This window comes from Shewanella sp. YQ_9, assembly GCF_043103185.1.
GTDB classification, from domain to species: domain Bacteria; phylum Pseudomonadota; class Gammaproteobacteria; order Enterobacterales; family Shewanellaceae; genus Shewanella; species Shewanella algae.
In genome coordinates this window covers 67,025-87,931 of the sequence record NZ_JBICJO010000077.1, presented here as the reverse complement: position 1 = coordinate 87,931, position 20,907 = coordinate 67,025, and the positions used below count along the sequence as shown (strand labels likewise).

General features: G+C 52.8%; 15 protein-coding genes, 8 tRNA genes and 1 pseudogene. 21 read left to right on the top strand and 3 right to left on the bottom strand.

All coding sequences use genetic code 11. The annotated features are described in order from the left end of the window. The first annotated feature begins 1 nt into the window (after position 1). From ACF8D4_RS22025 to ACF8D4_RS21950, 16 genes and pseudogenes are all read left to right on the top strand, one after another. Positions 2 to 433, top strand: a complete 432-nt coding sequence (locus ACF8D4_RS22025; protein ID WP_371873365.1) for a regulatory protein RecX — start codon at positions 2 to 4, stop codon at positions 431 to 433. Between the two features lie 463 nt (positions 434 to 896). Continuing rightward, positions 897 to 3,521: an alanine--tRNA ligase gene (gene alaS / locus ACF8D4_RS22020; protein ID WP_144133676.1), complete on the top strand. Its 2,625-nt coding sequence runs from the start codon at positions 897 to 899 to the stop codon at positions 3,519 to 3,521. A gap of 22 nt (positions 3,522 to 3,543) precedes the next feature. Further along, a complete protein-coding gene (locus ACF8D4_RS22015) occupies positions 3,544 to 4,782 on the top strand; it encodes an aspartate kinase (protein WP_044734850.1) in 1,239 nt (412 codons plus the stop codon). Between the two features lie 116 nt (positions 4,783 to 4,898). After that, positions 4,899 to 5,096: a carbon storage regulator CsrA gene (csrA, locus tag ACF8D4_RS22010; protein WP_025011666.1), complete on the top strand. Its 198-nt coding sequence runs from the start codon at positions 4,899 to 4,901 to the stop codon at positions 5,094 to 5,096. A gap of 180 nt (positions 5,097 to 5,276) precedes the next feature. After that, positions 5,277 to 5,604: pseudogene (gene tnpA, locus ACF8D4_RS22005) on the top strand (IS200/IS605 family transposase). Positions 5,605 to 5,808: 204 nt separating this feature from the next. Beyond that, positions 5,809 to 5,900 (top strand) — tRNA-Ser (locus ACF8D4_RS22000). An 18-nt stretch (positions 5,901 to 5,918) separates the two neighbouring features. Continuing rightward, positions 5,919 to 5,995: transfer RNA gene (locus ACF8D4_RS21995), tRNA-Arg, on the top strand. A 31-nt stretch (positions 5,996 to 6,026) separates the two neighbouring features. Then, positions 6,027 to 6,103 (top strand) — tRNA-Arg (locus ACF8D4_RS21990). Between the two features lie 29 nt (positions 6,104 to 6,132). Beyond that, positions 6,133 to 6,209, top strand: a tRNA-Arg gene (locus ACF8D4_RS21985). 43 nt (positions 6,210 to 6,252) lie between these two features. Beyond that, a tRNA-Arg gene (locus ACF8D4_RS21980) sits at positions 6,253 to 6,329 on the top strand. Positions 6,330 to 6,359: 30 nt separating this feature from the next. Then, a tRNA-Arg gene (locus ACF8D4_RS21975) sits at positions 6,360 to 6,436 on the top strand. Positions 6,437 to 6,444: 8 nt separating this feature from the next. After that, positions 6,445 to 6,536: transfer RNA gene (locus ACF8D4_RS21970), tRNA-Ser, on the top strand. Between the two features lie 46 nt (positions 6,537 to 6,582). After that, a tRNA-Arg gene (locus ACF8D4_RS21965) sits at positions 6,583 to 6,659 on the top strand. Positions 6,660 to 7,375: 716 nt separating this feature from the next. Next, entirely contained in the window at positions 7,376 to 7,642 is a 267-nt protein-coding gene (locus tag ACF8D4_RS21960; protein ID WP_025010953.1) for an OadG family transporter subunit, read from the top strand. Between the two features lie 26 nt (positions 7,643 to 7,668). Continuing rightward, positions 7,669 to 9,468 (top strand): sodium-extruding oxaloacetate decarboxylase subunit alpha, encoded by a 1,800-nt coding sequence (gene oadA, locus ACF8D4_RS21955; RefSeq protein ID WP_392466573.1) that lies wholly within the window; start codon positions 7,669 to 7,671, stop codon positions 9,466 to 9,468. Positions 9,469 to 9,477: 9 nt separating this feature from the next. Beyond that, positions 9,478 to 10,611 (top strand): sodium ion-translocating decarboxylase subunit beta, encoded by a 1,134-nt coding sequence (locus ACF8D4_RS21950; protein WP_028781526.1) that lies wholly within the window; start codon positions 9,478 to 9,480, stop codon positions 10,609 to 10,611. A 172-nt stretch (positions 10,612 to 10,783) separates the two neighbouring features. On the opposite strand, the gene ACF8D4_RS21945 is transcribed toward ACF8D4_RS21950, so the two are convergent. Both ACF8D4_RS21945 and ACF8D4_RS21940 read right to left on the bottom strand, forming a co-directional pair. Further along, positions 10,784 to 10,951, bottom strand: a complete 168-nt coding sequence (locus tag ACF8D4_RS21945) for a hypothetical protein (protein ID WP_025010950.1) — start codon at positions 10,949 to 10,951, stop codon at positions 10,784 to 10,786. Between the two features lie 49 nt (positions 10,952 to 11,000). After that, positions 11,001 to 11,966, bottom strand: a complete 966-nt coding sequence (locus ACF8D4_RS21940) for a hypothetical protein (protein WP_345880123.1) — start codon at positions 11,964 to 11,966, stop codon at positions 11,001 to 11,003. Between the two features lie 202 nt (positions 11,967 to 12,168). On the opposite strand from ACF8D4_RS21940, the gene ACF8D4_RS21935 reads away from it, so the two are divergent. The 5 genes from ACF8D4_RS21935 (at position 12,169) to ACF8D4_RS21915 (ending at position 18,511) form a co-directional block, all read left to right on the top strand. After that, complete coding sequence (locus tag ACF8D4_RS21935; protein WP_054745120.1) at positions 12,169 to 12,594, top strand: YqaA family protein; 426 nt, start codon at positions 12,169 to 12,171, stop codon at positions 12,592 to 12,594. 38 nt (positions 12,595 to 12,632) lie between these two features. Beyond that, positions 12,633 to 15,488, top strand: a complete 2,856-nt coding sequence (locus tag ACF8D4_RS21930) for a M16 family metallopeptidase (protein WP_392466570.1) — start codon at positions 12,633 to 12,635, stop codon at positions 15,486 to 15,488. 299 nt (positions 15,489 to 15,787) lie between these two features. Continuing rightward, entirely contained in the window at positions 15,788 to 17,353 is a 1,566-nt protein-coding gene (gene gshA, locus ACF8D4_RS21925; protein ID WP_392466581.1) for a glutamate--cysteine ligase, read from the top strand. Then, on the top strand, positions 17,350 to 17,775 hold the full coding sequence (locus ACF8D4_RS21920) for a hypothetical protein (RefSeq protein ID WP_144438484.1): 426 nt from the start codon (positions 17,350 to 17,352) through the stop codon (positions 17,773 to 17,775). The genes gshA and ACF8D4_RS21920 overlap by 4 nt, the downstream gene beginning before the upstream one ends. Before the next feature lie 103 nt (positions 17,776 to 17,878). After that, positions 17,879 to 18,511: a hypothetical protein gene (locus ACF8D4_RS21915; RefSeq protein WP_144438485.1), complete on the top strand. Its 633-nt coding sequence runs from the start codon at positions 17,879 to 17,881 to the stop codon at positions 18,509 to 18,511. Between the two features lie 86 nt (positions 18,512 to 18,597). Here ACF8D4_RS21915 and ACF8D4_RS21910 read toward each other — a convergent pair whose 3' ends face one another. After that, entirely contained in the window at positions 18,598 to 20,907 is a 2,310-nt protein-coding gene (locus tag ACF8D4_RS21910; RefSeq protein ID WP_392466567.1) for a toxin-antitoxin system YwqK family antitoxin, read from the bottom strand.

Genomic DNA, 20,907 nt, shown 5'->3' with positions numbered 1-20,907 from the left:
AATGGATGTTGCGGTCGCGCTATTGGCGCGCCGCGACTATGGCCGCGAGCAACTCAAGAGCCGCTTGCTGGACAAGGGCTTTGAGTTGCCGGAAGTTGAACAGACTTTGGATGGTCTGGAAGCCAAAGGTTTTATTGATGATCAGCGTTTCGCGGCAGCCTTGCTGCGCAGCCATATTGCCAAGGCCCACGGCCCGGGGAAAGTGCGTCAAGCACTGATGCAAAAGGGCTTAAATAAACAATGTATTGAGCAGGTTTTGGATGCCAGTGATTGTGACTGGTTTGCCTTGGCCCGTACGCGCGCGCTGAAGAAATTCGGTGATAGTCCCGCAGATGATATGAAAGAAAAAGCTCGTCGAATTCGTCACTTGATGGGGCAGGGCTTTAGTTATGATCAAGTGGCATATGCCCTTGAATATGACCCTTACGACTGACTTTTCCCTCTATCACAATTGCCCCTTCACAACTAAGCTTACCGCTGCTAAAGCATCCCAAACTGACCTTGTTTTACAAAACCCCAGCATTTACTTTCCTTGAGTTGCAGTCGTTGTTTGCACGCCAAAGTAACACTCAGCTGTTAACACTCCGTTCTGGCGCTTTTAGCTGACTTTATCTGTCCCGTTAAAACTTGCCGTAGCCTTCAGGGCTCCATCCCCTGAGTGATTCCGCGCCTGTGGCAAATGGTATTTGCTGACTCAGGTTATTGGGTTTCGGCTTATGCCGCTAACGCTCTCTGTACCTTGGCTGTATCAGGCGTCATACCCTGCGCAATCTAATTGGTATTCTGGCGCTGCATGCTTATAATGCTTGGCAAAAGAGCGCTTGAGTGGCCGGGCGACGCACGCCTTTAGACCACTTTTTATACATTATTCAGGCTTAAGCAACTCAGGACGATTTATGTACCAAACCACAGCAGCACTCAGAAGTGCTTTCCTGGAGTTTTTCCGCAAGAATGGCCATCAGGTAGTCGACAGCAGTTCACTGGTGCCAGGCAATGACCCCACTTTGTTGTTCACCAACGCCGGGATGAACCAGTTTAAAGACGTATTCCTCGGTATGGACAAGCGCAGCTACAGCCGCGCTACCACTTCGCAGCGTTGTGTTCGCGCCGGTGGTAAACATAACGACCTGGATAACGTGGGTTATACGGCCCGTCACCACACCTTCTTTGAGATGCTGGGTAACTTCAGCTTCGGTGATTACTTCAAAGAAGATGCCATTCGCTTTGCCTGGACCTTCTTGACTGAAGAGCTCAAGCTGCCCAAGGAACGTCTGTGCGTTACCGTTTATCAATCTGATGATGAAGCCTTTGATATCTGGAACAAGCAGATAGGGGTTCCCGCCGAGGACATTATCCGTATCGGCGACAACAAGGGCGCACCTTATGCTTCAGATAACTTCTGGCAGATGGGCGATACAGGCCCTTGTGGTCCTTGTACTGAAATCTTCTATGACCACGGTGCTCACATTCCTGGTGGCCGCCCAGGTACACCGGAAGAGGATGGTGACAGATTTATTGAGATCTGGAACATAGTCTTCATGCAGTACAACCGTCAGGCCGATGGTGTGATGGAGCCTCTGCCCAAGCCTTCAGTCGATACAGGTATGGGTATAGAGCGTATTGCCGCCATTATGCAAGGCGTGCATTCCAACTATGAAATTGACGTGTTCCGCACTCTGATTGCCAAAACGGCCGAGATCATCGGCGTGACAGATCTGGAAAACAAATCCCTGCGGGTTATTGCCGACCACATTCGCTCTTGCGCCTTCCTGATTGCCGATGGTGTGATGCCGTCCAATGAAGGCCGGGGTTATGTACTGCGGCGTATCATCCGCCGCGCCGTGCGTCACGGTAACAAACTGGGCGCCACAGACACCTTCTTCTACAAGCTGGTACCTACACTTATTGACGTGATGGGCGATGCTGCCAAGGGCCTTAAGGCGACTCAGAGCATAGTGGAAAAGGCGCTGAAAGCCGAAGAAGAACAGTTTGCCCGTACACTTGAGCGTGGTCTGGGTATTTTGGATGCTGCTTTGTCTGAGCTTAAAGGCGATACCTTGGATGGTGGAACCGTATTCAAGCTCTACGATACCTATGGTTTCCCTATGGATTTGACCGCCGATGTTTGCCGCGAGCGTAATATCAAGGTCGATGAAGATGGTTTTGATGCGGCGATGGCCGAGCAGCGCAGCCGGGCTCAGGCCGCCGGTCAGTTTGGTGCCGATTACAACGCCGGGCTGAAGATTGATGCCGACAGTGAGTTCTGCGGTTACAGTGAACTCAGCGGCAATGGCAAGGTTATCGGCATCTATGTCGATGGTCAGGCGGTCGACACTCTGGATGCCGGTCAGCAAGCGGTTATTGTGCTGGACAAGACTCCATTTTATGGCGAGTCAGGCGGCCAGGTAGGCGATAAGGGCCAACTGACAGCCGAAGGTTTGCTGTTTGAGGTGAGCGACACCCAAAAGTATGCCCAGGCCACAGGTCATATCGGCCAACTGAGCCAAGGCAAACTGACTCTGGGTCAGGAGTTGCTTGCGCAAGTCGATAAGAAACTGCGCCATCGCACCCAACTGAACCACTCAGTGACTCACCTGCTGCACGCCGCGCTGCGTCAAGTATTGGGTGAGCATGTGACCCAGAAAGGTTCATTGGTGGAGCCCGAGCGTCTGCGTTTCGACTTCTCTCACTTTGAAGCGGTTAAGTCTGAAGAGCTCAAGGCGGTTGAGGAGATGGTCAATACCCAGATCCGTCGTAACCACGAGCTGAAAACGGCTGAGATGGACATAGAGCAGGCCAAAGCCAAGGGCGCCATGGCCTTGTTCGGTGAGAAATACGACGCCCAGGTTCGGGTTGTGACCATGGGAGACTTTTCTATTGAGCTTTGTGGTGGTACCCATGTGGGCCGCACCGGTGACATAGGTCTGTTCAAGATCACTTCCGAAGGCGGTATCGCCGCCGGTATTCGCCGTATTGAAGCAGTCACAGGTGCTGCTGCCATGGCCTTCGTCGCCGAGCAACAGCAAGAGTTGAGTGATGCTGCTAACTTGCTGAAAGCAGACAGTCACTCAGTGGTAGCCAAGCTTAAGGCGCAGTTGGAGCGTAGCCGTCAACTGGAAAAAGAGATTGCTCAACTCAAAGACAAACTGGCCGCCGCGGCCAGTGCCGATATGATTTCCGATGCGCAAGAGATTGCCGGAGTCAAGGTGTTGGTGAAACAGGTCGAAGGCATTGACCCTGGCTCTCTGCGTGGTCTGCAGGACGAGCTCAAGCAGAAGCTACAATCTGGCGTAGTGGTGCTGGGTCTGGCTCATGGCGACAAAGTAAACCTTATCGCCGGGGTGACTAAAGACTTGACCGCTAAGGTGAAGGCCGGTGAATTGGTGGCCATGGTGGCTGCGCAGGTTGGTGGCAAGGGCGGTGGCCGTCCCGATATGGCTCAGGCTGGTGGTAGTGAAGTTGCCAACTTGCCTCAGGCATTGGCATCGGTAACGCCTTGGCTGACTGAACGTCTGGCATAATTTCGCCACCAACGAGGTCTATGTGACACAAGAAGTACGTTCAGGCAGTAACGAGCGACTGTATGTCAAAAAGTTCGGCGGCACCTCGGTAGGCTCCATTGAGCGTATCGAGGTGATTGCCGAGCAGATTGCCAAAGCTCAATTGAGCGGCGAGCATCAGGTGTTGGTGCTCTCTGCCATGGCCGGTGAAACCAACCGTTTGTTTGCACTGGCGGGGCAGATTGACCCCGATGCATCGGCGCGGGAGATGGACATGCTGGTCTCCACCGGCGAGCAGGTGAGTATTGCGCTGATGGCGATGGCGTTGGCAAAACGTGGCGTCAAGGCCAAGTCGCTCAATGCCGCCCAGGTGCAAATCCACACCAATAGCCAGTTTGGCCGTGCCAGTATCGAACGAGTTGATGTTCAGTATCTGCTGGAATTGCTGGCCCAGGGAATTATCCCGATAGTGGCCGGCTTCCAGGGGCGGGATCAATTCGGGGAAGTGACCACTCTTGGGCGCGGAGGCTCGGATACCACTGCTGTGGCATTGGCTGCCGCGCTCAAGGCGCAGGAATGTCAAATTTTTACCGATGTGGCTGGTGTCTATACCACAGATCCCAATATTGAACCGAGCGCACAAAAGCTTGATGCCATCAGTTTCGAAGAGATGCTGGAGATGGCTCGGTTGGGAGCCAAGGTGTTGCACCCGGATTCAGTCTCTTATGCCGAGCGCTTTCGGGTTCCCTTGCGGGTGCTTTCCAGCTTTGAACCTGGCAGTGGCACCCTGATACGTTTCGATGCCTGTGAAGACAAGAGTAATCAAGTAGCGGGTATCGCTTGCAGTAAAGGGCAGGCGATGCTGAGTCTGAGTCGCACCGACGATTCACCGGACCCCTTTGCGGCAGTATTTTCACTGCTGGCCGAAAATGGTGTGGAAGTGGATCTGGTGACCAAGGCGGGTACAGATGACAGCGTCAGCTTTACCTTGGATGCCAGCAGGCTCCCTTGGGCGTTAAAGGCGCTCGATGAACCGGAACTTGGAACATCGTTTGGCCCATTGGTGTTTGAAAAAGCCCTGGCAAAGGTGTCTGTAATAGGTGCCGGCGTGCATCGCAGGGCCGAGGCAACCGCCAAGGTGTTTGATATCTTGGGGAATGAAGGAATTCATGTTAAGTTGATGGCAACATCAGAGATAAAGCTGTCAGTGGTAATAGATGAATCGGATTTACACAGGGCAGTTCGGGTGTTACATCACGCTTTTGAACTAAATAAGGTGTAATTAAACAACGGATTTAGTATTGAATACTATTAATTTGTACTAAGCTCACCTTATAATAATGGTTACGACGGATGAGCGCCGTGTGTAGAAGATATGGAAACTAGAGGAGCAATCGAATGCTGATTTTGACTCGTCGTGTTGGCGAAACACTGATGATTGGTGACGAGGTCACAGTGACAGTGCTGGGTGTGAAGGGGAATCAGGTACGTATAGGTGTGAATGCACCCAAAGAAGTTTCTGTGCACCGTGAAGAGATTTATCAGCGTATTCAGTCTGAGAAAACAGGAACACCTTCTGAAGGTGGTAACTTCTGAGGCGACATAAAGTGAACCTCCGTCAGGAATAGAAGAGTCAGTTTTTAAACTGGCTTTTTTATTGTCACCCCAAAACCACCTCCTGTGGAGGTGGTGATCGTCAAGTCGGGGCTCAGCCCGAAGAGTGCCCATGCTGCATACTGACTCGGTTTGTTACCAGCAAATCAAGGAGTAAGCAGTATGAGCCGATATGAAAGTGCATCGCACATCTTCTATCGCTGTCAGTATCACATTGTATGGAAGCCAAAGTATAGACACAGGATCTTGAAGGGCCGAGTTGGGGAGGAGGTTTGTCGGAGTATTTATATCTATAGCGGCATGAAGAGGTGTCGGATAGTAGAGCTAAATGTCCAGATAGACCATGTTCACTTACTGGTGAGACTTCCGCCAAGCTTGAGTGTCTTCAGTGGGAGCAAACGAAGAGATCATTCGTCGATATGTAAGGTATCAACAGAAAGTAGAGGCAGAGGAATCAAACGGTCAGATCAAGCTTGGTTTGGATGGGTGATTCTTTTAGCCCCCTTCTAGGGGGCTGTTCAAAGCCACCTGCTATGCAGGTGGATTTTTTACTTTCTGGAGCCGGAAAACCCTTGATAGCACAGGATTTGCGCGTTATTTAGGTCAGGTGATTAAAAACAGGACAAACGGAAAAGGTTTCGGAAAAAGGGTTTGACTTATTTTCTTCAAACAGTAATATGTGCGCCAAGAAAACGGAGAGGTGGCCGAGTGGCCGAAGGCGCTCCCCTGCTAAGGGAGTATGGGCTTTATCTCCCATCGAGGGTTCGAATCCCTCCTTCTCCGCCATTTCTTAACGTAAAATATGCGCATGTAGCTCAGCTGGATAGAGTACCTGGCTACGAACCAGGCGGTCGGAGGTTCGACTCCTTCCATGCGCACCATTTTCCGTTTTAGCAGTAAAGAATACAATTCGCGCATGTAGCTCAGCTGGATAGAGTACCTGGCTACGAACCAGGCGGTCGGAGGTTCGACTCCTTCCATGCGCGCCACTTCTGCTTTAGTTTTCCAAGATGATCAAGCGCATGTAGCTCAGCTGGATAGAGTACCTGGCTACGAACCAGGCGGTCGGAGGTTCGACTCCTTCCATGCGCACCATCTGGAACCTTAAAGGCTGCTAAGAAAAATTGATTATCTGAAAGCGCATGTAGCTCAGCTGGATAGAGTACCTGGCTACGAACCAGGCGGTCGGAGGTTCGACTCCTTCCATGCGCACCAGATATCAAGTAAGGTACGCAATAGATTTAAGCGCATGTAGCTCAGCTGGATAGAGTACCTGGCTACGAACCAGGCGGTCGGAGGTTCGACTCCTTCCATGCGCACCAATTTATGCGGAGAGGTGGCCGAGTGGCCGAAGGCGCTCCCCTGCTAAGGGAGTATGGGCTTTATCTCCCATCGAGGGTTCGAATCCCTCCTTCTCCGCCATTCTTTACTATACTCTGAGAGCTAAGCTTTCTGAGTTCCGGATTAAGCGCATGTAGCTCAGCTGGATAGAGTACCTGGCTACGAACCAGGCGGTCGGAGGTTCGACTCCTTCCATGCGCGCCAAATAGCAAAGAAGTAAGACGCCCCGCAATAGCGGGGCGTTTTGCTATCTGTTTCTTACTCGCCTGCAATTTCCTAGCTATCCACCGTGCCTTATCCGTAAGCTTGATACAGAGACACAGGCCCACTGAAAGTCCGGGATGTAACAAGTTCTGGATAGAGAACCTATTTTCATCATCAAGTACCATGCTTTGTTCTTCATACTGTCGAAATTCGTACCGCCATTGCTTAAAGCAGAGCCGCTGAGTCGCTTGGTTTCTAGGCAAACTCATCACAGACAGTTTTATCGCTTATGGCGAACACATCCGGGAAAGGCTTTAAAACCATTTGTATTCACAAGTCCCCTATGTTGAAACTTGCCGCCCTTGCCGGTATTCGCGATATCATCTTCCCTTCGTTCTGGTTTGAGTTTTGGTTTTTCATCAAAAATCTTAAATGAATATTTATGAATCATTATTCCCTATGAGGTTTTATTGATTTGTTTTGGTATGACCAATTTACATTGGGGAGGTTTTTTTGTTATAGATTGGTTATCGCTTTTGACCTAAGTCACATGGTTAGGTGCAACTTGGCCTGTTAGGCTAAAACAAGCAGTGATTGAAAATCACATTTTTTCGCATATTTACCATTATTGTCCGGCTGGGGTGCCATGTTATGTCATCTCAGACCAGACTTAGACATGGAAAGGCCTGCCGCGCCATTAACAAAATGAGGAAGATATGATGTCGCTTTCTGAGCAACTCGTGGAAGCTGTGGGGATTATGCTGCTTGGTATGGGGCTGGTTTATCTGTTCTTGGGGCTGCTGATCTTGGGGATCCGGATATCGGCCCATTATCTGGCACCTAAACCCAGCTTGGAGGATAAGAACCAAACTCAGGAAAGGGCCAAGGCACAATCCGCAGTCGTCGCCCAGGCAGGTGCACCAACGCCGCAACAGCTAGCAGCCATTAGTTGTGCCATTCACCAATACCGCAAACAGGCTTAATTGCCGCAATCTGATGGATAAAAAAGATGAGTAAAGCTTTAGCATTAACCGACGTTGTCCTGCGGGATGCCCACCAGTCATTGTTGGCAACCAGAATGCGTATCGAAGATATGTTGCCGATTGCATCCAAGTTGGACAGTGTCGGCTTTTGGTCCCTGGAGTCCTGGGGCGGTGCAACCTTTGATGCCTGTATCCGTTATCTGGGTGAAGATCCCTGGGAGCGGATCCGGGCGCTGAAACAAGCCATGCCCAACACCCCGCAGCAGATGTTATTGAGGGGCCAGAACTTGCTGGGTTATCGCCATTACAGTGACGATCTGGTTACCCGGTTTGTAGAGCGCGCCCATGACAGCGGGGTCGATGTATTCCGGGTGTTCGATGCCATGAATGATGTGCGCAACTTGCAAGCCGCGCTGAAAGCCGTGATTGATGTTGGCGCTCATGCCCAGGGCACAATTTCTTACACCACAAGCCCCGTACATACACTGCAAACCTGGTTGACCATGGCCAAGCAATTGGAAGATATGGGCTGCCATTCACTCTGTATCAAGGACATGGCCGGTTTGCTCAAGCCGATGGAGGCATTTGAGCTAATAAGCCGCTTGAAGTCGGAAACCAATCTCTTGATCACCATGCAGTGCCATGCCACTACAGGGTTATCAACCGCAACCTATCAAAAGGCGATTGAGGCAGGCATTGATGTTCTGGATACTGCCATTTCTTCCATGAGCCAAACCTATGGTCACAGTGCCACCGAAACCTTGGTTGCCATGGTTGAAGATACCGATAGGGCAACAGGCTATGACTTGGCGCTGCTGGAGGAGATTGCCGCCTATTTCCGTGAAGTCAGAAAAAAATATGCCCGTTTCGAAGGGGCACTAAAGGGCATAGATTCACGCATTCTGCGGGCTCAGGTGCCGGGTGGCATGCTGACCAATATGGAAAACCAGCTCAGAGAGCAAGGCGCCGAGGACAAGCTGGATCTGGTGCTCGAGGAGATCCCAAGAGTGCGGGAAGATCTGGGTTTTATTCCTCTGGTGACCCCCACCTCCCAGATTGTCGGTACCCAGGCGGTAATCAATGTGCTGATGGGCGAGCGCTATAAGTCGCTGACCAAGGAGACGGAAGGTGTACTCAAGGGCGAATATGGTGCCACCCCGGCCAAGGTGAACAGTGAATTGCAACAGCGGGTGTTGCAGGGGGCCGAGCCTGTGAGTTGTCGCCCGGCCGATCTGCTCGCGCCCGAGCTTGAACATCTGCGGGCCGAACTGGCCGAAAAAGCGTTGGCGCAAGGTTTGAGCCTCAGCGAAGAGCGCGACGATGATGTGCTGACTTATGCGCTGTTCCCGCAAATCGGCCTGCAGTTTATTAAGAACCGTGGCAATCCAGCGGCATTTGAACCCAAGCCAGAATTGGAAGCTCCTCTGTCACAAACAACTCAAACCAAGGCTGCCACCGGTGGGCGTCAGCCGGAGGTTTATACCGTGGATGTGCAGGGCCAGCGCTTTGTGGTGCAGGTCAGTGAGGGCGGTGATATCAGTCAGGTAGCGCCTTTGCCGGTGGCAGAGCCGCAGGCTGCCCCTGTGCAGGCCCCTGCTGTTGCCTCTGGGCCGGAACTGGAGATGAGTGCGCCACTTTCCGGCAATATCTTCAAGGTACAGGTGGCTGCCGGAGACAGCGTTCGCGCCGGTGATGTCGTTATCATCCTTGAGGCGATGAAGATGGAAACTGAGATCCGGGCTCAGGCCGATGGTGTTGTCAGCCGCATCCTGGTCAAGGAAGGCGATGCCGTCAGCGTCGGTACCAAGTTGCTGGCACTGGCCTAAGGAGCGATGATGGACGGTTTACTCGCTTTTTGGTCTGAGACGGGAATAGCGCACTTTACCTGGCCACAGGCCTTGATGATGTTGGTCGGTGCCTTGTTGTTGTATCTGGCAATAGTGCGCAAGTTTGAGCCTTTGCTGCTGCTTCCCATCGGCTTCGGCGCCATTCTGGCCAATATCCCCAATGCAGGTTTTACCGAGGAAAATGGGCTGCTCTACTATGTTTATCACGTGGGCATAGATACCGGGGTTTTTCCGCTGCTGATCTTTATGGGGGTCGGTGCCATGACAGACTTCGGCGCCCTGATTGCCAACCCCAAGACGTTATTGCTGGGCGCGGCCGCTCAGTTCGGGATCTTCGCTACCCTGATTGGTGCGATAGCCCTGAACCTGGTGCCCGGATTTGAGTTCAGTATGCAAGATGCCGGAGCCATCGCCATCATAGGCGGCGCCGATGGTCCCACGGCCATTTTCCTCGCCTCCAAACTGGCGCCTGATTTGCTGGGAGCCATTGCGGTGGCGGCATACTCCTACATGGCCTTGGTGCCGCTCATTCAGCCTCCCATCATGCGGGCCTTGACCACGGAAGCCGAGCGGCAGATCAAGATGGAACAGCTGCGGGAAGTCAGCAAGAAGGAGAAGATCATCTTCCCCCTTATGGTGCTGGGAATGACCATATTGTTTTTGCCGACGGCGACCCCCTTGGTGGGCATGTTCTGTCTCGGTAACCTGATGCGCGAATCCGGGGTGGTGGATAGACTTTCCAACACGGCGCAGAACGAACTTATCAATATCGTCACTATCTTCCTCGGATTGGCGGTTGGTTCCAAGCTCTCGGCCGAGCAGTTTCTTCGGGTCGAGACGCTGGGGATCTTGCTGCTCGGGGCGGTGGCCTTCAGCATTGGCACCGCTGCCGGGGTCTTGATGGCCAAACTCATGTGTAAACTCAGTGGTGGCAAGGTCAACCCCTTGATTGGTGCCGCCGGGGTCTCGGCCGTTCCCATGGCCGCCAGGGTGGTGAATAAGGTTGGGCTAGAGGCCAATCAGCAAAACTTCCTGTTGATGCACGCCATGGGCCCCAATGTGGCCGGTGTGCTGGGCAGTGCGGTCGCTGCCGGTATTCTGCTGGCGGTATTGGGGAACTGAGCGCTTTGCGCGCTGAATAGCTGAGTGCCATGACGTTAAAAATAACCGGCGTAGCCAGTGTGCCGCGCCGGTTATCGGTTTTAAGGCTCGCTGGAGGGCAATCCGCAATGAGCGGGTTTTGGTACACTCTGAGTCGATTCAAGCATTCATTTCAAAGGCTCATATCAAAAGCTTAGGCCGTCAGCCAGATGGCCAGTGACAGCAGGGCAATCAAGGCACCACTGACGCCTATTATCCAAATAAAACCGCGTTTCCCCTGCGCCAAAGGGACATTGTTGAAGTGTAAAAACGCTATCCAGAACAGGGAAAGGATAATAGGTAGAAACAAAAGACGGGCCATGATTGCTCACTATTCAAAGAGATATGGCTTAATCATAGACCGGGGTTCTTCAAGAGTACCAGTCAGATGCTTGAATATTGCTCGCTGCAATTCCTTTATCCGCCAGCACCTGAATTAACATTTGTCTCAGTTTCTTGGCTTGGGCAATGGATTGTTGCACTTGCGGTTGGACATCTTCGAATTTGTCTTTAAAAGGGTCAATGGGCGGCGTAGGCAGTTCCATCACGACAGACTTGCCGGAGCGTTTGATCATGAGTCCTGTGCTTGCATATGCACCGAAGGCTTGTGTGAGCAAATCAAGCTGCTCGGCTGCTCCCAGAAACATGATTTTGACCAGGCTTCCTGCCAATTGATGAACGATGCGGATTTGCTTATTGGGCAGTAGTGGGTAGAAATGCAGCCAGGAATGTCCGGCGGCGCGGTTTTTGGGTGTTTCCGGGTTCAACTCCGGGTGATATCTTTTCGCAAACTCAAGATAACTCCTGGCAAACTCTGTGACTTCGGGGCTAATGCTGGGCTGGTATCCGCGTCTTTGCTTGCTGATGCTCTCGGCCATAAGCCGTGCCCGGTACCATGCCCCTTGGGCGACAAAGTACGCCATGAGTTCCTCATAGGCGATGGTTTTATCATAGGGCTCATTGTTGGATGTCAGGTATTTTTGCGGAGCCAACAGACAGGTGCGAAAATCGACCCAATAGCCCTGTTCTATCCCATGTTCGCCGCGGTAGCGATACCTTAACCCTTGTTGCTGTTGTGGCGTTGCATCTATCTTGTTTTCGATAAGAATGGCTTGATGGGAGCCGTCATTGTCATTGAAAATCACCACGAGATCCGACTCGCCGTATTGGTTGTGAATGACAGAATGCCAGGCGCCGACAAACTCTACGGTGTGGGGGAATTCATATACCCGGGAAACCAACCAATTGCAGAAGGCCATTGAAGTGTGGCACTCCTCCAGCAACATCAAATCAATATCCCGCTCCTGAACAGATTGAATAAAGTTCAGCTCCTGCATTTATGACTCCTTTCCTTGTCCATCTTAGGGCTGGTTTTAACCCCTGGTTTTGTGGCTTTCTATCGCGATTGTATGATTTAAACTCTTGAGACTTAGCTGGGCAATGACATTGTTTTCTTATATCTTTCAGCGCTAAAAACTATTTATCTTTGAACTTGCCTGGATGGACATTTGATTCAGGCAGTATGCAGGAAGGTATCTTATGTGGGAACTCTGGCTGATGTTCAGCGGCGCTTTTTTGGCGGCAACATTGCTGCCTGGAGGCTCGGAAGTCTTGTTGCTGGCTTTGCTGGACAAGCAGCCGGAGATGGCATTGTCGCTGCTGCTTAGCGCCACTATAGGTAACACCTTGGGGGCCTTGAGCAGTTATCTACTTGGGCTATTGGGGCGCAAGGCGGTCACGCCCGAGCAACTCGACAGCGGTCGCCACAAGCAGGCGCTGGCGCTGCTGAAGCGCTACGGTTATTGGGCCTTGTTACTTTCCTGGGTGCCGCTGATCGGCGATATTCTGTGCCTTTTAGCAGGTTGGATGAAACTTCCTCTTACAAAATCCACTCTGATGATTTTGACAGGCAAGGGCCTGCGCTATTTGATTATTGTGTTGTTGGCTTTAGAGTGGCTGCAATGAGTTATTGGGTTTCAGTCTCTGGTTGAAGGAGTAACGTTTTGAAGAAATGGTTATTGGCGGCGGCAATTTCAGCCGCATTGGCGGGTTGCTCTGTGCAAACCGACACAGGATTGGCTGAGGTTTCCTCGGTACAATTGCCGGCAGGAGTGACTCTCATCGAGTCGGTAACCCCCAAGGCCGGTGAAGTCGGTATCCCTTACAGCAAGTATCGCTTGGCCAACGGCCTGACAGTGATACTGCATCAGGACAATTCTGATCCTCTGGTGCATGTGGATGTAACCTATCATGTGGGCTCGGCCAGAGAGCAGGCGGGGCGCAGTGGTTTTGCCCATCTGTTTGAACACATGATGTTCCAGGGCTCCGAGCATGTGGCCGATGAACAGCATTTCAAGATAGTCACCGAAGCCGGCGGCACCTTGAATGGCACCACCAACACTGATCGCACCAACTATTTCGAAACCGTTCCCAGTAATCAGTTGGAAAAAATGCTTTGGTTGGAGTCGGACCGCATGGGTTATCTGCTTCCGGCCCTGACCGACAAGAAATTTGAAGTGCAGCGGGAAACCGTGAAAAACGAACGGGCCCAGCGCATCGATAACCGTCCTTATGGGCGGATGAATGAACGTTTCAATCAGGCGTTTTATCCCGCCGGTCATCCTTATTCCTGGCCTGTGATAGGTTGGCCCGAGGATCTCGACCGTGCCACGCCCGATGATGTAAGACACTTCTTCCAACGCTGGTACGGCCCCAACAATGCCACCCTGACCATAGGCGGTGATATCGATACCGCGCAGACGCTGGCCTGGGTCAGCAAGTACTTTGGCGATATTCCCAAGGGGCCTGAGGTGGCGACCGATGCCAAACCTCTGGTAACGCTGGACAAGAGCCGCTATATCTCGATGGAAGACAATGTCCATCTGCCACTCATCCGTATTGCTTTCCCAACCGTTTACGCCCGTCATCAGGATGAGGCCGCGCTGGATCTGCTGGCCAATATTCTCGGCGGCGGCAAGACCTCGCTGGTTTACAAGAATCTGGTGAAAGATGGTTATGCGGTGCAGGCCGGGGTCAGTCATCCTTGCCAGGAGCTGGCCTGTCAAATGTCTATCTACGCCTTGGCCAATCCGGCCAAGGGCGGAGCACTGGCGCCGATAGAGGCCAAGATCCGCGAATCGATCGCCGAATTTGAACAGCGGGGCGTCACAGATGAAGATCTGCAGAAGGTCAAGGTGCAGTTCCGCGCAGACAGTATCTTCTCGCTGCAGAGTGTCTCGGGCAAGGTGTCCAACCTGGCCTATAACCAGACATTCGCCGGTGATCCCAATCAGATAGCCAAAGATTTGGCCCGCTATGATGCTGTGACCAAAGAAGATGTGATGCGGGTATTCAAGCGCTACATCAAGGATAAGCCCAGCGTAGTGATGAGCGTTGTGCCCATGGGCGCCAAGGCGCTGGTGGCCAAGGCCGATAACTTTACCCCGCCTGAACCAAGGGTTGCCGCCAACGCCGTTGCCGGGTTGCAGCAGGCCGTAAGTGCCAACAGCAGTTTCGATCGCAGTAAGATCCCCGCTGCCGGCAAGGCGCCCTCCATGCAGGTGCCCAAGCTTTGGTCTGCCCAACTGAACAACGGTATCAGTGTCATGGGCACTGAAAGCCATGAAACGCCTACTACCGAGCTGGTCATCTACCTCAACGGCGGTCACAGACTGGTGCCGGTGGAAAAGGCCGGGCTCGCCGGTTTGACGGCGGCCATGCTCAATGAGTCCAGCGCCAAACGCAGCAGTGAAGAACTAGCCCAGGCGCTGGAGCTGCTGGGATCTTCCGTGGTGTTCGACAGCAGCGGCTATCAAAGCAGCATCCGGATCTCGGCCTTGACCGAAAACCTGGATAAGACCCTGGCAATAGTCGAAGAAAGGCTGTTTGAGCCAGGCTTCAAGGAAACCGATTTCGAGCGGGTAAAACAGCAGCAGTTGCAAAGCCTGCAACATCTGGCCTCGGATCCCAACTATCTGGCCGAAGAGGGTTTCAGCAAGTTGCTGTTTGGCAGCCAAACCAGTCTCGGTGTCAATGATAACGGTACGCTTGAGAGTGTCAGCCAACTGACGCTCGATGATATCAAGGCTTTCTATAAGGAGCAGTATCGCGCCGGCAACGCCCAACTGGTGGCGGTAACCGATCTGCCCCGCGATCAGCTAATCGGCAAGCTAAAAGGATTGGAGCCTTGGGGCGGCCAGGCTGTGTCTCTGCCGACCTTGGGTGAGTTGCCCGAGGGTAAACCCGGTGTGGTGTTCCTTATCGATAAGCCGGGAGCGGCCCAGTCGGTTATCAGCATAGGCAAGCGCGCCCTGCCTTACGATGCCACGGGCGACTTCTTCAAGGCTTACCTGATGAACTATCCCTTGGGCGGCGCCTTCAACAGCCGCATCAACCTTAATCTCAGGGAAGACAAGGGCTACACCTATGGTGCCCGCAGCTTCTTCAGTGGTGGTATTGAGCAGGGGTACTTCAAGGCGGGCGCCAGCGTTCGCAGTGATGTCACCGCCAAGGCGCTGGCCGAGTTTATCAAGGAGCTCAAGGCTTATCATGATAAGGGGATGACGACACAAGAGCTTAGCTTTATGCGGGCCTCAATTTCGCAGGGTAAAGCACTGGATTATGAAACGCCTTACCAAAAGGCCGGCTTTATCCGAATGATCCAGAAGTACGGTCTGAGCGATGATTTTACTGCCCGTCAGGATGAGATTATCAACCAAACCAGTATTGATACGCTAAATGAACTGGCTAAAGAGTGGTTGGATCCTGCCAGCATGCAAATATTGGTGGTCGGGGATAAAAATCTTATCGAGCCCGGGATTAAGGCAATGGGTTATTCAGTGATCAATCTGCCCTTGTAAAACGGCCACTTTGACCCCATATTGATCTTAACCGCGGCGGGTTACGACTCGCTTGCCACTATGCAAGGCGGTGATGCTTCAAGGAGCATCACCGCCTGTCTCTTTTAAATTACACTTGCCTGAAAGGCCGCTTAGGCTTTATTTTGGGCAGCAGTCACACAGAGCAGTCCTGTGCCTTTTGGTGATGAATCACCAAGAGATGAAAGCGGAGCAGGTATGCCCGGGTCTATTGGCCAGATAAAGGCCTAGGCCGCCAAGCAGAGAAAAAGAATTTGAAGTCATTTACCGAATCTGTCGCAATGCTCAAAGGAGCCGAAGGACGCGCCGCACTCAAGGATATGCGCCGTGGGATTGAGCGAGAAGCCTTGAGAATTGATGCCAGCGGGCACCTGGCTATGGATGGTCATCCCAAAACCTTGGGCTCGGCCCTGACCCACTCGAGGATCACTACCGATTACAGTGAGGCGTTGCTCGAGTTCATAACGCCTGTTACCCACAGCATAGATGAGCTGCTTACCGGCCTCACCGAGACTCATGCCTTTACCCTAAATCAGCTTAAGGGACAAAAGCTTTGGCCCGTGAGCATGCCTTGTTATGTGGGTGACGAGAAGGATATTCCCATCGCCCAATACGGCAGCTCTAACTCAGGGCGGATGAAGACCCTCTATCGCAAGGGCCTGACCTACAGATACGGCGCTTTGATGCAGATCATCTCAGGAGTGCACTTTAACTTCTCGGTTTCTGACGAGCTTTGGGATCTGCTCTATGCCCAGAGCGACAAGTCGGTTTCCCGCTGTGACTTTATCTCCGAGCGTTACTTCGGCCTTATCCGCAATTACCGCCGCTTGGTGTGGGTGTTGCCTTATCTGTTTGGTGCTTCACCGGCGCTGTGCTGCTCTTTCATCAAAGAGCAGCAGACAGAATTGGATTTTGAAAAGATGGGCCGCGGCACCCTGTATCTGCCTTGGGCCACCTCACTGAGAATGAGTGACCTGGGTTACACCAACAAGGAGCAGGAGCGGCTCAGTATCAGCTATAACTCGCTGGCGGATTATCTCAAGGGGATCCGCGCCGCCATCAAGATGCCTTCGGACAACTTTGCCAACATAGGGGTGAAGGTTGATGGCGAATATCGCCAGCTCAACGCCAATGTGTTGCAGATAGAAAATGAGTTTTATGCCCCCATTCGCGCCAAGCGTGTGACCCGCAGCGGTGAAAAGCCTTCCGAGGCACTGGCACGCGCCGGGGTGGAATATATCGAAGTGCGGGCGTTGGATGTAAACCCCTTCAGTGCCATAGGCATAGAGGCCTCTCAGGTGCGCTTCCTGGATCTGTTCCTGCTTCATTGCCTGTTGAGTCCATCGGCGACGACCGATAGCACAGGTGAGCAGGAGATAGCCGCCAACCTCAAGGCCGTGGTGTTGGAAGGGCGTAAGCCTGGCTTGATGTTGAGTCAAAACGGCGAGCCTGTGGCGCGTGAGCAGTGGATGCTGGCACTGTTTGCCGAGCTGCAGCAGTTGGCCACGCTGCTCGATGGAAAGGATGATGACCAATATCAGCTGGCACTGGCCAAGTGGCATCAAGCCGTTATCGACCCGAATGAGACGCTGTCTGGGCAGGTGATGAAGACCCTGGCAGACAAGGGGCTGGATCACGGCGCCTGGGTGATGGCATTGGCGAAAGAATATCAGCAGCAGCTGCTGAATTATCCGCTGAGTGCCGCAGCGCTGGCTTCCTTTGAAGCCGAAGCCCAGGCCTCAATCGAGAGTCAGTTGCAGATGGAAGCCGCTGATCGTTTGAATTTTGATGATTTTCTGGTTCAGTACTTTGCCGATGAACCAGCCAAGGAAGCAGTCAGTCAGTGAAGTCTTTGTTGTTAATCTCGGCCGCAGCCCTGTTGCTGTCGGCCTGCGCCAGTGCTCCCGAGCCCGGGCGCGAATGTGGTACGGTTTCAGGTTATCTGGAGCCGGATCGGGAGCAGCAGTTTTATCGCCTGGTGGTCACCCATCTCGATGGCCAGCCGGTGATCTCCAAACCCAACTATCAGTTGCCACCGGGTGAACACAGTTTTACCGTCTCTGAGCTGATAGATTCATCTGAGCTCAAAGTGCGGCTGTCGGCCCGCACGCCCAAGGAGCTGAAGTTGCTGGTGGAAGCCGGGCAACGTTATCACCTGGCGGCCAAGTTCAATACCGACAGGCGCTATACCGGCAAGGATACCGGTTACTGGGAACCCGTGGTCTGGCAGCAGGAAGTTCATGAATGCGAGCTGCCGGAGCCGCAATAAAGCTCACTTTTTCAGAGGCTCAGGTTGCATTTGATGTTTGACTCGGGCGACACTGAGTCCAAGTTCAACCAAAGGCCTGGCCTTTGAAAGCCGTGAGATTTTCGTGAAGCGACAGTTTCTATCCAAATTTGCCCCGGCGCTTGCTATTTCCGCCTCCCTGTTTTTGGGCGGCTGCGCCACTTCACCTCCCAAAGAGCCCGACAATATCTGTGCCATCTTCAAAGAGCACAGATCTTGGTATAACGCCGCCAAGGATGCCCGTGAAAAGTGGGGTGTTCCCGTGCATGTGCCCTTGGCCATGATGTATCAGGAGAGCTCCTTCAAGCATAATGCGGCGCCACCTATGGAGTATTTCTTGTGGATCATTCCCATAGGACGCGCCAGTGATGCTTATGGTTATGCCCAGGCCAAGACCATGACCTGGGATGATTATGTGCGTGAGACCGGCAACAGCTGGGCCAGTCGCAGCGATTTTGATGATGCAATGGATTTTATGGGCTGGTTTATCTACAAGAGCCATAAGATCAATGGTGTGTCCAAGTGGGACGCCCGCAACCAGTATCTCAATTATCACGAAGGCTGGGGCGGTTACAAACGCGGCAGTTACCGCAGCAAGGCCTGGTTGGTAAGGGTGGCCGACAAGGTGGACAATCGCTCCCGCCGTTATGCTGCGCAATATAATCAGTGCAAGGAAGACTTGGACGCCTCTTGGCTCTGGCGTTTGTTCTTTGGCTAGGGCAGGGGAAACTAAGCTGTTCTTCGGTAAAAGCGCACCCTTAAGGTGCGCTTTTTGGTTTCTCTATAGATGAGCCAGCCGTTTTATCAGCCGTGGTGTTCTGTCTTTATCAGCTTGCCGAACTGGTCGTAGAAGTTCCAGTCGCCGGATTCACGATTGCTGATATAGCTGCCTTCGGTACGTTTCTCGCCATTGGTCCAGAAGGTCTGCCACAGCCCCTCTTTTCTGTCCCTGAGGAAGGTGCCTTTCTCGGCCAGCTTGCCGTTGTTGTGGAAGTAACTGGCTTCACCCTCTTTCTGGCCCTTGACCCACTGCTCATGGCTCTGTGGTTTGCCATTTTGGAAGTACTGGCTCAGTTTGCCATCGAGTTTTCCCTGCCAGTAGTTGGCCTGCTGTTTCAACTGGCCGTTACTGTAGTACTGCTCAGATTTGCCGTGCAGTACATCGTCCTTGAATTCCTGACTGGCGGCGAGCATGCCATCTTCAAACCAGCTTTGCCACTGGCCGTTTTTGGCCCCTTTTAACAACTCGCCGGCCAGTTTCTGCTGCCCATTGTTGACATAGTACTCGCTATAGCCGCCGGTCTTATCGCCATTGTCATAGGTTTCCTTGCGATAAAGGATGCCCTTGAAGCTGTAATGCTCGCGTGCACCATGCAACTTACCCTGTTGCCACAGGCTCTTGATCCTAATATTGCCTTCTGGGATGGTGCCGAAGGTAGGATCGTCCTCTTCGTAGCGGTAGTCTATCCAGGTACCTGTCTTCTTGTTGTCCAGGTACTCCCCAGTAACCCGGCGGCGGCCATGGTAATACTCGGCATATTTGCCATTGAGTTTGCCTTTGACAAAGGTCTGCTCCCGGCTCTTGACCCCTTCGCGATACTGAATCCAGAGCCCGTCCTTGTCGCCGTTGAGATATGCGCCTTCCTCATTGGGGTCGCCGTTGGCGTACCAGCGCTTGAAGGCACCATCGAGCGGATAACGATAATCCTTGGCGGCCTTGTCTTTGGCATAGTGGGCCAACTCCCTGGGCTTGCCATTGTCGTAGAAGCTCTCATATTTGCCGACCCACTTGCCTTCAATGACATCGCCCTGCTCCTGCACAGTGCCATCTTCAAAGTAGCGGATGGATTTTCCGGTTTGCTTGTCGTGCTGGTATTGGTTCAGGCTGCGTTTTTTTCCGTTCGGGAAGTAACGGATAAAGTCGCCGTGACGCTCACCCTGCTGCCATTGGCTGGACTCCTGCAGTACGCCGGCGCTGAAACGCTGATGCAAACCATCCAGCAGGCCCATGGCAAACTGGGACTTCTCCAGGGGCTTGCCATCGATATCGAAACGCTCATACTTGCCATGGCGGGGATATTGACCATTGTCGCTCAATTGGCTGTCGTGGAAGGTTTCCAGCTCAGCCAACTGGCCATTGGGGTGAAAACGCTTCTGTACACCGGTTTGCAGGCCGTTTTTGTAGTGCTGCTCTATGACCAGTTTGCCTTCACTGTTGAAGTACTCCTGGGTGCCATCTCTTTCGCCTTCACTGAAATGCTCATTGCCCAGCAGTATCCCTTTGTCGTCGAACGTCTGACATTGGCCCTGGCGCTTACCCGCGCGATAAGCACATTTGAGCGCCAGTTCGCCGCTTGGGTGATATTTCAGGCTTTCGCCGTCCCGCTCGCCGGCACTGAAGCTTATCTCACTCTCTTTGCTGCCATCATCAAAAAAGCTCTGCCAGACGCCCTGACGTTGGCCATTGGCATCGAATTTGCCCTTGACCTTGATTACCCCTTGGGCGTTTTGCTCCAGATAGTCGCCTGACAGTTGGTTGTTGGCGTATTGCTGGCTTTGGGCCAGGGTGCCGTTTTCATAGAAGCTCTGCCACTGACCATGGCGCAGGTTGTCGGTATAGGTTTCGCTGGCCTTGAGTTTACCACTGGCGTAGAAACGCTTGACCTGCTCTTTGTTACCGTCGCGGTAGAAGACGCTTTCACTGAGACGGCCTTTAGTGTCGAAGGTTTGCCATTCCCCTTCCGGCACGCCCTTGTTGAACACCTGCAATTCGGTCATCTGGCCGCTGATGTCATACATGCGCCAACTGCCATTTTGATAGCCCTGGAAATATTGGCCCTCAATCAATTTGGCATTGTTGGAGTGAAATACCTGCCAGCGCCCATTGGGCAAGCCCTGGGAGAATTCCGCCAGGGTATAGCCTTGATTGTCCCGGACGATGGATATTTCACCATTGAGGGGCATGCCACTGGCTAGATTGTAATAATGGGGGATACCATCCTGCTGGCGAACTTCCACCATTAAGGAAGAGAGGTTTTGTGCCGCCTGCGCCTGTTGCAGCACGGGTAGAGTGCTTGCGGCCAGCGCCGCCATAATTATGAGCTGTTTGTGCAT

What these genes read in the sequence shown, in the direction of transcription:
- ACF8D4_RS22025 (WP_371873365.1), top strand. Translation starts at nt 2, where the DNA reads ATGGATGTTGCGGTCGCGCTATTGGCGCGCCGCGACTATGGCCGCGAG.
- alaS (WP_144133676.1), top strand. Translation starts at nt 897, where the DNA reads ATGTACCAAACCACAGCAGCACTCAGAAGTGCTTTCCTGGAGTTTTTC.
- csrA (WP_025011666.1), top strand. Translation starts at nt 4,899, where the DNA reads ATGCTGATTTTGACTCGTCGTGTTGGCGAAACACTGATGATTGGTGAC.
- ACF8D4_RS21960 (WP_025010953.1), top strand. Translation starts at nt 7,376, where the DNA reads ATGATGTCGCTTTCTGAGCAACTCGTGGAAGCTGTGGGGATTATGCTG.
- oadA (WP_392466573.1), top strand. Translation starts at nt 7,669, where the DNA reads ATGAGTAAAGCTTTAGCATTAACCGACGTTGTCCTGCGGGATGCCCAC.
- ACF8D4_RS21950 (WP_028781526.1), top strand. Translation starts at nt 9,478, where the DNA reads ATGGACGGTTTACTCGCTTTTTGGTCTGAGACGGGAATAGCGCACTTT.
- ACF8D4_RS21945 (WP_025010950.1), bottom strand. Translation starts at nt 10,951, where the DNA reads ATGGCCCGTCTTTTGTTTCTACCTATTATCCTTTCCCTGTTCTGGATA.
- ACF8D4_RS21940 (WP_345880123.1), bottom strand. Translation starts at nt 11,966, where the DNA reads ATGCAGGAGCTGAACTTTATTCAATCTGTTCAGGAGCGGGATATTGAT.
- ACF8D4_RS21935 (WP_054745120.1), top strand. Translation starts at nt 12,169, where the DNA reads ATGTGGGAACTCTGGCTGATGTTCAGCGGCGCTTTTTTGGCGGCAACA.
- gshA (WP_392466581.1), top strand. Translation starts at nt 15,788, where the DNA reads ATGCTCAAAGGAGCCGAAGGACGCGCCGCACTCAAGGATATGCGCCGT.
- ACF8D4_RS21910 (WP_392466567.1), bottom strand. Translation starts at nt 20,907, where the DNA reads ATGCACAAACAGCTCATAATTATGGCGGCGCTGGCCGCAAGCACTCTA.